Source organism: Collinsella sp. AF23-2 (assembly GCF_003459245.1).
In the GTDB taxonomy this organism is placed as follows: domain Bacteria; phylum Actinomycetota; class Coriobacteriia; order Coriobacteriales; family Coriobacteriaceae; genus Collinsella.
In genome coordinates this window covers 151180-165284 of record NZ_QRVG01000001.1, presented here as the reverse complement: position 1 = coordinate 165284, position 14105 = coordinate 151180, and the positions used below count along the sequence as shown (strand labels likewise).

Here is a 14105-nt window from a genome sequence, read left to right as displayed (position 1 = left end):
ACTTACGCCTCCTTCTTGGTCGAAGCAACAGAGCTGGCGGCCGCGGACGCAGCACCCGCAGCACCGCCCGCAATATCGAAGCGAGCGACATCCGCGGCGCTCGCGCGACCGGTCACGATGTCAAACGCCAGTTCCTCTGCCTGCGCATGTGTCTTGCCGGCAGCCTCGCTCGCGGCGACAATCGCCAGCACACGCTCGTACTCGGTCGGAATGACCTTCACAAAGTGCTTGCTCATCGTCTCAAAGCTGTAGAGCAGCTTGATGCCGCGCGGGCTCTGCGTCGCGTCCACGTGCTCCTGGATGAGCTCGCGAATCTGCGCCAGCTCGCCGGCAGTCGGGGCCTTGAGCTCAACGCTCTCGTGGTTCACGCGGGCATCGAGCGTGCCGTACTGGTCAAAGACATAAGCCACGCCACCCGTCATGCCGGCAGCGAAGTTCTGCCCGACCTCGCCCAGGATGAGCGCCAGGCCACCCGTCATGTACTCGCAACCGTGGTTGCCGCAACCCTCGACCACCACGGTGGCACCGGAGTTGCGTACGCCAAAGCGCTGGCCGGCCAGGCCGTTGATGAAGCCACGGCCGCTCGTGGCGCCAAAGAACGCAACGTTGCCCACGATGATGTTTTCGTCGAACTTATAGGTCGCATGCGGGTTGGGGCGCACCGACACCTCGCCGCCCGAAAGGCCCTTGCCAAAGTAGTCGTTGGCGTCGCCGCACACGTTGAGCGTAATGCCGCGCGGCAGGAAGGCGCCAAAGCTCTGACCGGCCGAACCATCGCAATCGATGGTGATGGAGCCGGCGGGCAGGCCCTCGGGATGCGCCTTGGTCACCGCGTTGCCCAGGATGGTGCCCACGCAACGGTTGACGTTGGCGATATCGGCGCGGAAGCGAATCGGACGCAGATGTGCGCGGGCGTCGGCCGTATAGGGCACAAACAACGTGGAGTCGAGCGTCTTGTCGAGCTCGCTGTCCGCGGCCATCTGCGGCAGGAAGTGGCGACCGTCGGCGCCCGGAATATGGGCACCGAACTCGCAGGTCGCGCTCGCCAGCACGGGCGACAAATCGAGCAGGTTGGCCTTGCGGTTGCCCGGGACCTCGATCTGGCGCAAGCACTCGGGATGGCCGACCATCTCATCGACGGTGCGGAAGCCCAGGCTCGCCATGACCTCGCGCAGCTGCTCGGCAACAAAGAGCATAAAGTGCTCGACGTGCTCGGGCTTGCCGCGGAAGCCGCGACGCAGGCGGCAGTTTTGCGTAGCGATGCCGGCCGGGCAGGTGTCCTGCTGGCAGTCGCGCTGCATGAGGCAGCCCATGGAGATGAGCGGCATGGTCGCAAAGCCAAACTCCTCGGCGCCCAGCAAGCAGGCGACGGCAACGTCGGTGCCGTCCATGAGCTTGCCGTCGGCCTCGAGCACCACGCGCGAGCGCAGGCCGTTTTGCAGCAGCGTCTGCTGGGCCTCGGCAAGGCCAAGCTCCAGCGGCAGACCCGCATGCCAGATAGAGTCGCGCGCAGCGGCACCCGAGCCGCCATTGTGACCGCTGATCAAGATCTTGTCGGCAGCACCCTTGGCCACACCGGTGGCGATGGTGCCGACGCCCGCCTCGCTGACCAGCTTGACCGACACGCGTGCGCCGGGGTTGGCGTTCTTAAGGTCGAAGATGAGCTCGGCCAGGTCCTCGATAGAGTAGATGTCGTGGTGCGGCGGAGGCGAGATCAGGCCGATGCCGGGCGTGGACTGACGGACCTCGGCAATCCAGGGGTAGACCTTCTTGCCGGGCAGGTGGCCGCCCTCGCCGGGCTTGGCGCCCTGGGCCATCTTGATCTGAATCTCGAAGGCGCTGCACAGGTAGCGGCTCGTCACGCCAAAGCGCGCGCTTGCCACCTGCTTGATGGCGGAGTTCTTGGAGTCGCCGTTAGCCAGCGGGGTCTCGCGACGCGGATCCTCGCCGCCCTCGCCGGAGTTGGAACGGCCGTGCAGGCGGTTCATGGCGATGGCCATGCACTCGTGTGCCTCTTTGCTGATGGAGCCGTACGACATGGCGCCGGTGTTAAAGCGGCGGACGATGTTGAGCGCGGGCTCGACCTCGTCGAGCGAAACCGGCGTGCGGCCGCTGGCATCAAAGTCGAGCAAGTCGCGCAGACGCACGGCACGGCCGGTGCGGTGCAGGCGGGCGCTGTACTCCTTAAAGGTGTCGTAGCTGTCCTCACGGCAGGCGGTCTGCAGCAGGTAGACGGCCTGGGGGTCGATGAGGTGTTCCTCGCCGCCGAGCGGGCGCCACTTGGTCAGACCCAGCGTGGGCAGCTGATCGGGAGCCGGGCTCTTAAGGATAGCGAGCGCGGCGTCGTAGCGCTCGTTTTGCTCGCGCTCAACGTCCTCGACGCCCATACCGCCCACACGGCTCACCGTGCCGGCGAAGTACGCGTTGACGAACTCCGGCGTAAAGCCCACGGCCTCGAAGATCTGCGCCGAATGGTAGCTCTGCACCGTGGAGATGCCCATCTTGGACATGATGGAGACGATGCCGGCAGTCGCAGCCTTGTTGTAGTTGGCGATGCCCTGCTCGGCCGTCACGTCCAGGTCGCCGTGTGCCGCCAGATCGCGGATGCACGCATGTGCGTTGTACGGATAGATGCCGCTCGCGGAGTAGCCCACCAGTGCCGCAAAGTCGTGCGGAGACACGGCGTCGCCGCTCTCCACCACGATGTCGGCAAAGGTACGCACGCCGGCGCGGATCAGGTGGTTATGCACGCAGCCCACAGCGAGCAGCGACGGCACGGGCACCTCGCCCGCAGCGGCACGATCGCTCAACACCACGATGTTCACGCCATCGCGGACCGCAGCCTCAACGTCCTCTGCAAGCTGTTTGAGCGCAGCCTGCAGCGCGCCCTCGCCGGCATCGCGGCGGTAGACGGCACGGAAGCGACGGGTCTTAAAGCCAACACGGTCGATGGCACAGATATGCTCGAACTCTTCATCGTTGAGCAATGGGCGCTCCAAGCGCACCAGCTGACAGGCCGTGCGGGAATCCTCGAGCAGGTTGCCGTGGTTGCCCAGGTAGAGCGTGGTCGAAGTCACCATGTGCTCGCGCAGGGCATCGATCGGAGGATTCGTGACCTGAGCGAACAGCTGATAGAAGTAGTCAAAGAACGAACGCGTCTTCTTGGACAGGCAGGCCAGCGGTGCATCGATGCCCATCGAGGCGAGCGGGGCCTTGCCCTGCTGGGCCATGGGACGCACGACCTCGTCGACGTCATCCCAGTGGTAGCCGAGCTTGGCCATACGCACGGCGGCGGGCACCTCGGCGTCCTCGGCGGACGCGGGCGCGGCGGGCTCATCGAGCGCGTCGACGGTCAGCGTCTCCTCGGCAATCCAATCACGGTAGGGCTTTTCCTTGGCGTAACGGGCGCGCAGCTCATCATTGTAGATGACGCGCCCGCGGGCAAAGTCGACCTCGAGCATCTGGCCCGGCCCCAGACAGCCGCTCGTCACGATGTTCTCGGGGCTCACCTCGATGGTGCCCACCTCGCTTGCCAGCATAAAGCGACCGTCGCGCGTCACGTAGTAACGAGCGGGGCGCAGGCCGTTGCGATCGAGGGCGGCGCCCAGGGTACGGCCGTCGGTAAAGGCGATGGCCGCCGGGCCGTCCCACGGCTCCATGAGCATGGACTGGTAGGCGTCGTAGGCGCGGCGCTCCTCACTCAGGCTGTCGTTGTGGTCCCACGGCTCGGGCAGCAACATGGACGCGGCACGCGTGAGCGGGCGACCGTTCATGACCAGGAACTCGAGCACGTTGTCCAGAATCGCGGAATCGGATCCCTCGCGGTTGATGATAGGCATCACGCGCTCAAGATCGTGCTGCAGCACGGGGCTGTACAGGTTGGGCTCGCGGGCGCGAATCCAGTTGACGTTGCCCTTGAGGGTGTTGATCTCGCCGTTATGGATGATAAAGCGGTTGGGGTGCGCGCGCTCCCAGCTGGGCGTGGTGTTGGTGGAGTAGCGCGAGTGGACGAGCGCCACGGCCGTCTTGACGGCGGCGTCGTTGAGGTCGATGAAGAAGCGGCGCATCTGCGTGGCGACGAGCATGCCCTTGTACACGATAGTGCGCGAGCTCATGGAGCAGACGTAGAAGATCTTGTCGCGCAGGGCAAACTCGGCATCGGCCTTCTTCTCGATAGTGCGACGGCACACGTACAGGCGACGCTCGAAGGCATCGCCGGCGGGCGTGTCGTCGGGGCGGCCCAGAAAGGCTTGCAGAATGGTGGGCATGCAGGCGCGTGCCGTCTCGCCCAAGTCGTGCGGGTCGACGGGCACCTCGCGCCAAAAGAGCAGCGGCACGCCGGCCTCGGCGCAGCCCTCCTCAAACACGCGACGGGCATCCTCTACGCCCTTGTCGTCCTGCGGGAAGAACAGCATGGCCACGCCATAGTCGCCCTCTGCCGGCAGAATCTGGCCGCACTTTTGAGCCTCTTTGCGGAAAAAGTGATGCGGAACCTGGAACAGGATACCGGCACCGTCGCCGGTGTTCTTCTCGAGTCCCGTACCGCCGCGGTGCTCCAAGTTGACCAGAATGGACAGTGCATCGTCCAGAATCTGGTGATGGCGCTCACCGTTGATATCGGCAAGCGCGCCGATGCCACATGCATCGTGGTCGAATTCGGGGCGATAAAGGCCCTGCTGTTGAGCGGAATCTGCCTGCATCGCGATCCTCCCCTAGATATTTAGACAGTCAGTTGAATAGGCATAGTAGGAGCATCAGGGCATCGTTGTGTTTCCCGCCCGTTTCGAAACAATCGCGTAACGCACACCTTACGAGTGGGCACCGCCGACCTCAAGGGCGGCAACAAGGCGCCCAAGTTCGGCTTGTAAGCTCACCGCTTCAAACATCTCAATCTGTAACAGGAGGAACCGATTTTGGCGCCTAGATGTTACAGATTGAGATTTTCTGCGGGACGGTTTTGGTTTGTCTCGATCTGTAACACGAAGGGTCGGTTTTGGCGGCAAACTGTTACAGATCGAGACATTTCGGCAGCCCCTTTCACCATCCCATTCAAATACAACAATTTTGTTAGTCTTGGTTAACTTTTAAGCTTAAAACGGGTATCCTTTGCGGCGTCAAGCAAACGGCACACAGGAGCGCACCATGCTCAACCATCTCAAACAACACTTTGGCTCCCGACGCACCGGTGGTCACGGAGGCCTAGACATTGCGCGGCATATCGGCCCCGGGCTGCTCGTGACCGTCGGCTTTATCGACCCGGGCAACTGGGCCTCCAATATGGCCGCGGGCTCGCAGTTTGGCTACGCGCTGCTGTGGATCGTCACGCTGTCCACGATTATGCTCATCGTGCTGCAGCACAACGCGGCGCACCTGGGTATCGCCACGGGCGCCTGCCTTGCCGAGGCCACGACACGTTACCTCCCCCGCTTCGTCGGGCGTACGGTGCTCGCCAGCGCCTATCTCGCGACCATCGCCACCGCCATGGCCGAAGTCCTGGGCGGCGCGATTGCCCTTCAAATGCTCTTTGGGCTGCCCGTGCGCGCGGGCTGCGTCATCGTGGCGGCAGTATCGATGGCGATGCTCATGACGAACTCCTACAAGCATGCCGAACGCTGGATCATCGCCTTCGTAGGCGTGGTAGGACTCTCGTTTTTGGCCGAGCTTGCACTAGTCAAGGTCGACTGGCCGCAAGCCGCCGCAAGCTGGATCACGCCCAGTATGCCCACTGGCTCTGCCGCGATTATCGTGAGTGTCCTGGGTGCGGTCGTTATGCCCCACAACCTTTTTCTGCACTCCGAGGTCATCCAATCCATGCACTTCGAAGGCCAAGGCGAGCAGGTTATCGAAGAGCGTCTGCGCTACGAGCTCTTCGACACGCTCTTTTCGATGGGCGTGGGCTGGGCAATCAACTCGGCCATGGTCATCCTGGCCGCAACGACCTTCTTTGCGCACGGCATGGTCGTAGACGACCTCGCCGTCGCAGCGGCCACGCTCTCCCCCATCTTGGGCCCGGCGAGCTCGACCATCTTTGCGGTAGCGCTGCTGTTCGCGGGCCTCTCGAGTAGCGTGACGGCGGGCATGGCGGCGGGAACCATCACTGCGGGCATGTTCGACGAGGAATACGATATCCACGACCGACATTCCTCGATCGGGGTGGCGGCCTGTTTCGTCGGCGCAGTGACGGCGTGCCTGGTCGTCCCAAATCCTTTTGAAGGTCTCATCTGGAGTCAGGCACTGCTGTCGCTTCAGCTACCGATTACGGTCTTTGTGCTCATACGGCTCACCAGTTCACCCCGCGTTATGGGCAAATACGCCAATTCGCGCCCGCTCAACGCGCTGCTCGTAGGGATTGGTGCCGTCGTGACGATTCTCGATGTCGTGTTGTTGACAGGGATGTAATGGGGCGGGGCACCTATCTAGGCAAACGTCTCGATCTGTAACATCTAGAGCCGCTTTTGATGTCTAGATGTTACAGATCGAGATCATTCCGAGGGACAGCTCCGTTTGTCTCAATCTGTAACAAGTGGACCCAATTTTCACCGTTAGATGTTACAGATTGAGACCTTCTGCCGGACGGTTTTGGTTTGTCTCGATCTGTAACAGGAAGACCCGTTTTGAGCCGTTAGACGTTACAGATTAAGACAAAAGGTCGGCCGGACTCACAACAGACAGGATCGGCCAACAGCAACCGTGATCCCTTGGGGGCGGAGGAAAAGGGCCCCGGCCGAGAATTCGACCGGGGCCCTTGGACAGAGTTATGTGTTGCTGCAAGTCGTGTGCCTGCGAGCTACTCCTCGACGAGCTCAAACTGATCGGGACCGACGCCGCACACCGGGCACACATAATCCTCGGGCAGCTCGGGCGTATCGACCTCAACCTCGTAACCGCAAACGACGCACACGAACTTATACGTCTTCTTCTCCTCAGCCATGATGTTCTCCTCTCGAACGTGACTGGTGATGTACTTCATTTATCAGTATAGATTCTCAATAATATAATGCAAGTATTTTTAAAACATTTCTAGCCTTGATACGAGGACGCCTTCGGAGGCGTCTTGCCCTTCAGGACCTTATGGTAGTAATCGTAGGTGAGCGGCGTCTCGTCACTCAGGCGTTCGGCATCCTCGACCTCGCCGATAAACAGTAGATGCGTGCCCACATCCACAGTGTCGATCAGACGGCAGCTAAACAGGGCCGCCGCATGCTCGGGCACATAGGGCATGCCCAGAGCCGTCTCGCGGGTCTCGTATTTGGCAAACTTGTCATAGTTGCTGCTGGTGCGAAATCCAAAGTTGCCAATGTAGAGCATATCCGCCGTCTGGTCGATCACGGTCAGCGCAAAGGCCTTGGCAGTCTCGATCACGCCAGCGGTCACATTTTCCTTGTTTACGGCAACCGAGATGCGAGGTGGTGCTGCCGTCACCTGCACCGCCGTGTTGATAACGCAGCCGGCACGCAGCCCGTCGGCCGCGGCACTCACCACATAGAGCCCACTCGGCATGGTAAAGAACGCAGTTTTGTCCATAACAAGTACTCCCCTAACCCGGGATTGAACCTTAAGGCTGTATGTACCCATAAAAAGCGGCGCCCATAACGGACGCCGTCTTTTGGAAATGTATAGCAAAACAGCAAGGAAGACGGGACGGGCGCGGTAGGGCACCTTCCCGTGAACTCGCTCCTAGCGGTTGCGTTCTTTAAGGGCGCGATCGATTTCGCGTTGAACATCGCGTTTGGCCATGTCCTCGCGCTTGTCGTAGAGCTTTTTGCCTCGGCCCAGGCCCAACAGCAGCTTTACGCGGCCGTCGGTATTAAAGTAGAGCTCCAACGGTACCAGCGCATAACCACGGTTGCGAAGTTTGCCGTCGAGAAAATCAATCTCCTTGCGGTGTAGCAGCAGACGACGACGGCGATCAGGATCGCGATTCCACACGCCGCCATGGCTATAAGGGTGAATATGCAGGCCAACGAGCCAGCACTCGCCGCCACGAATCAGCGCGAAGGTATCGGTGATCTGGCAGGCGCGCTCGCGAATCGACTTGACCTCGGTGCCACTCAGCTCAATGCCGCACTCAAACGTCTCATCGATAAAGTACTCGTGATGTGCCGAGCGATTCTTGGAAATGAGCTTGCGCTCGCGCTTACTGGGCATCGCCGGCCTCCTTGGCGCCATCGGCGTTTGAACCCGCAGCCTCGCGCTTTGCCCTGCGCTCGGCATTAAGCTCGGCATCGCTCTCGCGCACCAGCTTGATAATCGCCGCGCATGCCTCCTCGCCCACCAGGTCGCGGGCACGGACCGTCAGACGCGTAGCCTCCTGCTTGTCGCCGTCGCTTGCAGCATCGGTCGCGCACATGATCAGGCAGATGGCGATCTCGGCCGAAGGCGAGGTCGGCACGCCCTGCAGGGCGAGCTCACCCATCACATGGTCGTCACTCTCGTCCGCGGCATCCGGATAGGTGGTATGGATCTTGTTGAGCAGGCGCGTCGTATGCGCATCATTGGGCGCCAGGCGCAGCGCCAGACGCGCGCAGCCCACGGCTGCCGAAATGTTCTCGGTCTCGGGCTCCAAGAAGTACTGACCCAAGTTGGTGTAGGCACGTGCGGCGCACTTACCGTCGCTCGCGCGCTCCAGCACCGAGAACGAGAGCGATGCCCACTCCTGCTTGTCCTCGAGCGCGCGGAACAGCTCGGCCAAGTCCAAGCGATAGTTGCAGTTCATGGGATCCCAACGCACGGCCTGCATCAGGGCATTCCGAGCACTCACATAATCCTGCTGGCGAATGTAGGCAAACGCCATGTCGGAGTACAGGCGGTCAAAGGGAACCTCGACCTGCACCAGCTCGCGCGGATCCTTCTCCACGCGGCGATAGGCCAGGCGCTCAAACTTGCTGTCGAAGCTAAAGTACTGGCGCTTCTCCTCCGTCTTGCATTCAGCGTCGATATACTCCTCGGCAAGCTCCACCAGACGCTCCAGCAGCGGCGTCGCCGTAGCCAGGTCGCCCTGCGCCAGATAGTTCTCGGCATACGTGATGTCTTCCAAGCTGATAGGCAGGTCCATGACAACTCCTCGGTCCGGGCGGCAGACTCAACGCGCGCCTTAAATATCGGTCAATACACAAAACCCGGGTCTCTTACGAGGCCCGGGCGTTCAATTTTGGTAGCCCGTACCAGATTCGAACTGGTGATCTCCGCCTTGAGAGGGCGGCGTCCTAAACCGCTAGACGAACGGGCCATATGTAGCAAATGCAATGGCTGGGATGGAGGGAGTCGAACCCCCATTGACGGAACCAGAATCCGCTGTCCTGCCATTAGACGACATCCCAATGACTGCATCGCTGCGCTCGGCTGTGCCTTTGCGCAAGAAAGAAATATACGGGAAGTCCGGCCGTGACGCAAGCCCCAATTTTGACTTTTTTGAAATTCAGTCAAATACGGCCGACACGTGAAGGACCTGTGAAGCGCCAGCGACACGTACGGCGCCAAAGCCCGTAAAACATCCCGCATCTACCGCTGGTAGATTACAACAATGCAGCACTCACGGCTGATGGCACAATCGAACCGTCATCATTGCACGGATATCGAGGCGCCATGGACGAAGAGCTTGATTACCTATGGGAGACCCTGGGCCTCGAGATCACTGCTGACCTTTGGCCCGAACGGGACAAAATCCATCCCACTCTGCGCCCCGCCATCACGGTGATGCAGGCAAACTACCGCCGTGCATCCTTTTTGATCATGCGGATGTCATGGCACGCGGGACTCCCCGACCTTAAGCGAATCCAGGCAAGCCTCGTCGAGCTGTCCGGTATGCCGACTGTCATATCCGAGGCGCACCTGGAGCAGCGACAGCGCGAGCGACTGCAACAGCAGCGGATTCCCTTTATCTGCCCCGGCGTTCAGGCATATCTGCCCTTTATGGACGAGGAGTACTGGAGCGGCAAGCCCAACAAGCACGTAAAGGTCTACGATCCGCACGAATGGGCACAGCTCGATGATTGAGCCGAGCGAGCCCGCCGATGGAAAACACGTCCCACCCTGAGCACTCAAAACGGGTCGCACTTTCCGCAGCCGCTACAGCAACGCCTCGACCCAAGCCGATTCCCTAAAGCCGGGAATCGCAAAGTCGTCGCCCACCAACAGCGGACGCTTGACCAGCATGCCGTCGGTCGCCAACAGCTCGCAGCATTCCCGATCCGTCATGCCCGCATCTAGACGCGCCTTCAGGCCCAGCTCTCGATATTTCATGCCCGACGAATTAAAGAAGCGCCGCACCGGCAGTCCCGAACGAGCAATCCAGGTCGCAAGCTCATCAGCCGTGGGATTGTCCAAAACGATATCGCGGTCGATATACTCTACCCCGTGTTCGTCCAGCCATGCCTTGGACTTCTTACAGGTCGAGCACTTGGGATATTCAACAAACAGTACGGTCATGGGAATCCTCCGAATATAGATCGGCCAACGCAGGCACACGCCACACGAGGCGCCTTCGTATGATGGGCCAATTGTAGCCCACGGGTCAAACGCTAAACGAACCGTACCCCGAATCCGCGTTTGATGAACGGCAGCAGCTCCATTGCCTCGGGCGTGATATGGCCCGCAACGTTCATGCGCTCGTCACCGGAAAGATCGACCCGCGCGATCTCAAGCTCGCCTTCGTAGCGCCCATATCCGCTATTACTCACAGCGATCGACCCCGCCTTTCGAAACAGTTCGGCACCGGCATCCATCGGCACGGAATCCGGTTTAAGCGTCGTACGCGACTCCTGAGACCTAAAGATGAGGGTGCTCGAATCGGGCCGGTCGTGATGAATCTGCCCACGCACATAGGCATAACCGGGTTCAAGCTCGCATTGCAGGTCCACGTATCCGGCGGAAACTTGAGCAAACTGCGCCCATCCCGCATCGGAAAGATCGGGGTCGCCGACCAACACAATGTCGCAATCGGCGCCATGTGCAAGCTCAAGCATATTGAGAGCAACCTGTGCCGCGCGACCGCGCTGCGCCTCGACCGTCGGCAGTCCCTCGAATACCGGCCCGCGAACGTTAGCATCACCCGGCACAAAAGCCATGATTTCGAATCCAAGCGCCGCAAGACGAAGATTCACCCGAGCAATGTCCTCCAGAGCTAAACCGGTATAAGGCTTGGGGTAAAAATTGTGGCAGGCGGCAAAACGAGCCACATCGGCACCGGCCTCACGCCACGATGCGATTTCATCGGAACTCACCGTCGATGCATTGACCACAATGCGAAATACTCCGGACAGCTCCGCGACCCGCTGGGCGCTAAAGCCATAGTCCAAACGAAGGTATTCCAACCCCAGATCGCGCAGGTCCTCGATGCGCTCAAGCCCGAGCAAATCGCACGTGCGCGGTCCCACATCGGCAATGAGCGCAATGCCGCGGGCGGAAAGCAGCGACAGTACATGACGGACCTTATCGGTATACGCCGCTCCCCCATCCTCGGGAATATGCAGTGAGGTAAACGCATAGCGCGCACCCGCCGCAGCACCACGCTCAATCGTCCGCTCAATATCCTGCAGAGGGCTGGAAAGATAAATCGAAATACCCGTTTTCACGCTTCAACGCTCCTTCAAAAAAGGCCGGCGGAGCAGTTAGCCCCGCCGGCACAACCATAGCATCAAGAAATCTGCCGCGCGCCGCGAGCTCTGAGCAACACGGCTCGCGATATCAAACTACTCGCCAAAGAACTCGTTGATCTTCTGCTCGTCGACGCCAAAGAACCACGTCAGGACAAAGCCGGCGGCATAGGCAAGCAGCATAGCGGCAACGTAGCCGAGCTGCTGGCCAGGAACGACGATCAGCAGGCCAAACAGACCGGAAACGCCCTGAGAAACCGTGCCGATGTGAAGCAGCGCCGCGAGCGCGCCACCAAATCCGGCACCCAGGCAGGCCGTCACAAACGGGCGAACGAGCGGCAGCGTAACAGCATACATCAGAGGCTCGCCCACACCCAGGATTCCAACGGGAATGGACTCGGCGACGTACTTCTTGAGTTTGGCGTTCTTGGTCTTAAAGTACAGCGCCAGACCGGCACCGACCTGGCCGCCGCCAGCCATCATAAGGATGGGAAGCAGGTAATTGATGCCCTTGGTAGCTCCGTCGGGATCGTTGAGCATAGCGTGGATCGGCGTGAGCGCCTGATGCAGGCCGACGGACACCAGCGGCAAGAAGCCTGCCGACAGGATATAGCCGCCCAGGACGCCCAGCTTCTCGAAGATAAAGGTCAAAACGCTAAAGATGGCAGTCGTCAGCCATGCGCCAACCGGCTGGATGACGAGCATCAGAGCAAAGGCACCGATGATGAGCACCAGCAGCGGGGACAGGAACGTGTCGAGTGCGTTGGGCATAACCTTGCGAATCTGACGCTCCATCCAGGCAAAAAATGCACCAGCGATGAGAGCCGCGATCATGCCGCCCGCTGCGGGGTTGTACTGCGCATTGGTGAGCGGCAGCAGAATGGCAGTGGCAGGATCAGCCGCGCCAGGCGCAAGCAGGGGCATGGCACTGTTGGCGATGCACATCATGCCAGCGATGCCGCCCAGCGCAGCGGAACCACCAAACTCACGTGCCGCGTTATAGCCCACCAAGATGGGCAGATAGGCAAACAGGGCCCAGCCCATGGAACGAATGCCCTGGTACCACCACTCGCCTGCAAGCGCTCCTGCCGTCGAGACGTTAATGACGTTGCAGATACCGTTGACGAGGCCAGCCGCAATGATGCCGGGAAGCAGAGCGACGAAGACATTGGAAATCTTCTTGAGGAAGGCCTGAACCGGCTTAGACTCGTACTTGGCCTTCTGCGCGGCCTTGTTTGTGGCCGCAGCGTCAACCACGCTCTCGTCGGCAACACCTTTCGCAAGGCCGGTGAGCTTGGAGAACTCCTCGAGCACCTTATTCACCTTGCCCGGACCCAGCACGATCTGCATCGTGTCGTCCTCGACCAGGCCCATCACGCCGTCGAGTGCCTTAATACCCTCCGTGTCGACGCTGCCCGTGTCTTTGACGGTCACGCGCAGGCGCGTCATGCACGCCGCGTTTGCCAGCACGTTGTCTTTACCGCCCAAAAGGTCCAGCAGCTTTTGAGCCAGCTCTTTGTTCGTCATAACTCCTCCTTGTATTGGGTATCTCGTTTGGATGTCATATCAGCTCACGCCGCGCACCTATTGGGCATCGGCATTGCTCTTCTCATGGCCACTCACCGCAGCACGGACATGGCCTCGCGCTCGCTCAAGAGCTACCGCAGCCTGCTCGACATCGCAGTCCAGCAGTACCGAGACAATAGCGGTTTTTACGTGGCCGCCGGCATCTGCAAGCGCCTGAATAGCGCGCTCGCGCGTGCAGCCGGTCGCCTCCATCACGATGTTCTGGCCGCGCACCACCAACTTCTCGTTCGTCTGCTGCACATCGACCATCAGGTTTTGGTATACCTTGCCGATCTTGACCATGGCACCGGTCGAAATCATGTTGAGAATGAGCTTTTGAACCGTTCCCGCCTTGAGCCTCGTTGAGCCGGTCAGTACCTCGGGACCGGGCACGGGTTCAATGGCAAGATCTGCGCTCTCCCCGATCTTCGACCCTTGGTTGCAGGCAATTGCAATGGTCTTGCACCCAGTTGCCTTGGCGTACATAAGGCCGCCCACCACATAAGGAGTACGGCCGCTTGCCGCCAGGCCAACGACAAGATCCTTCTCCGAGAGTCCACGCTCTCGCAGGTCGTTCGCGCCAAGCTTCTCGCTGTCTTCGGCACCTTCGACAGCCTTGATAAAGGCCGTCTCGCCTCCGGCAATGAGCCCGACAATCAGATCGGGTGACACGCCAAACGTGGGCGGACACTCCGAAGCGTCGAGTACGCCCAGACGACCGCTGGTGCCTGCGCCCATGTAAAAGACGCGCCCGCCGCGCTCGAGTGCCTCAGCAGCCCAGTCGATTGCTGTGGCAACCTGGGGCAACACTTTCGTGACCGACTGGACGGCACGAAGATCCTCATCGTTCATCGTCGTGACGATTTGCAGCGATGTCATCGTATCGAGGTCCATTGACCTTTGATTACGCTGTTCGGTCGTGAATTTTGTTAAATCGAGCATTTC

11 protein-coding genes and 2 tRNA genes are annotated in these 14105 nt (G+C 60.6%); 2 read left to right on the top strand and 11 right to left on the bottom strand.

The features are described 5' to 3' along the window. Positions 1–2: 2 nt before the first annotated feature. Positions 3–4700 (bottom strand): glutamate synthase large subunit, encoded by a 4698-nt coding sequence (gene gltB, locus DWY03_RS00750; RefSeq protein ID WP_117839693.1) that lies wholly within the window; start codon positions 4698–4700, stop codon positions 3–5. Between the two features lie 442 nt (positions 4701–5142). Between gltB and DWY03_RS00745 the strand changes: the two genes are divergently transcribed. Then, positions 5143–6399 (top strand): Nramp family divalent metal transporter, encoded by a 1257-nt coding sequence (locus tag DWY03_RS00745; protein WP_117839692.1) that lies wholly within the window; start codon positions 5143–5145, stop codon positions 6397–6399. A 388-nt stretch (positions 6400–6787) separates the two neighbouring features. Here DWY03_RS00745 and DWY03_RS00740 read toward each other — a convergent pair whose 3' ends face one another. From DWY03_RS00740 to DWY03_RS00715, 6 genes are all read right to left on the bottom strand, one after another. Continuing rightward, on the bottom strand, positions 6788–6931 hold the full coding sequence (locus tag DWY03_RS00740) for a rubredoxin-like domain-containing protein (RefSeq protein WP_055251878.1): 144 nt from the start codon (positions 6929–6931) through the stop codon (positions 6788–6790). Between the two features lie 89 nt (positions 6932–7020). After that, positions 7021–7524 (bottom strand): flavin reductase family protein, encoded by a 504-nt coding sequence (locus tag DWY03_RS00735; protein ID WP_117839691.1) that lies wholly within the window; start codon positions 7522–7524, stop codon positions 7021–7023. Positions 7525–7677: 153 nt separating this feature from the next. Beyond that, positions 7678–8148, bottom strand: coding sequence for an SsrA-binding protein SmpB (gene smpB / locus DWY03_RS00730; protein WP_006235325.1), 471 nt, complete (start codon positions 8146–8148; stop codon positions 7678–7680). Beyond that, positions 8138–9055 (bottom strand): hypothetical protein, encoded by a 918-nt coding sequence (locus tag DWY03_RS00725; RefSeq protein ID WP_117564212.1) that lies wholly within the window; start codon positions 9053–9055, stop codon positions 8138–8140. The genes smpB and DWY03_RS00725 overlap by 11 nt, the downstream gene beginning before the upstream one ends. A 97-nt stretch (positions 9056–9152) precedes the next feature. Further along, positions 9153–9229, bottom strand: a tRNA-Glu gene (locus DWY03_RS00720). A 17-nt stretch (positions 9230–9246) separates the two neighbouring features. Then, a tRNA-Gln gene (locus DWY03_RS00715) sits at positions 9247–9320 on the bottom strand. Between the two features lie 265 nt (positions 9321–9585). Between DWY03_RS00715 and DWY03_RS00710 the strand changes: the two genes are divergently transcribed. Further along, positions 9586–9996: a hypothetical protein gene (locus tag DWY03_RS00710; RefSeq protein ID WP_089572222.1), complete on the top strand. Its 411-nt coding sequence runs from the start codon at positions 9586–9588 to the stop codon at positions 9994–9996. Positions 9997–10068: 72 nt separating this feature from the next. Here DWY03_RS00710 and DWY03_RS00705 read toward each other — a convergent pair whose 3' ends face one another. From DWY03_RS00705 to murQ, 4 genes are all read right to left on the bottom strand, one after another. Continuing rightward, positions 10069–10428 carry an arsenate reductase family protein gene (locus tag DWY03_RS00705; RefSeq protein ID WP_117839690.1) on the bottom strand — a complete coding sequence of 120 codons (360 nt, stop codon included), beginning with the start codon at positions 10426–10428 and terminating at the stop codon, positions 10069–10071. 92 nt (positions 10429–10520) lie between these two features. After that, entirely contained in the window at positions 10521–11573 is a 1053-nt protein-coding gene (locus tag DWY03_RS00700; RefSeq protein WP_117839689.1) for a MupG family TIM beta-alpha barrel fold protein, read from the bottom strand. A gap of 117 nt (positions 11574–11690) precedes the next feature. Then, positions 11691–13121: a PTS transporter subunit EIIC gene (locus DWY03_RS00695; RefSeq protein ID WP_117839688.1), complete on the bottom strand. Its 1431-nt coding sequence runs from the start codon at positions 13119–13121 to the stop codon at positions 11691–11693. A gap of 57 nt (positions 13122–13178) precedes the next feature. Continuing rightward, on the bottom strand, positions 13179–14102 hold the full coding sequence (gene murQ, locus DWY03_RS00690) for an N-acetylmuramic acid 6-phosphate etherase (RefSeq protein WP_117839760.1): 924 nt from the start codon (positions 14100–14102) through the stop codon (positions 13179–13181). Between the last annotated feature and the right edge of the window lie 3 nt (positions 14103–14105).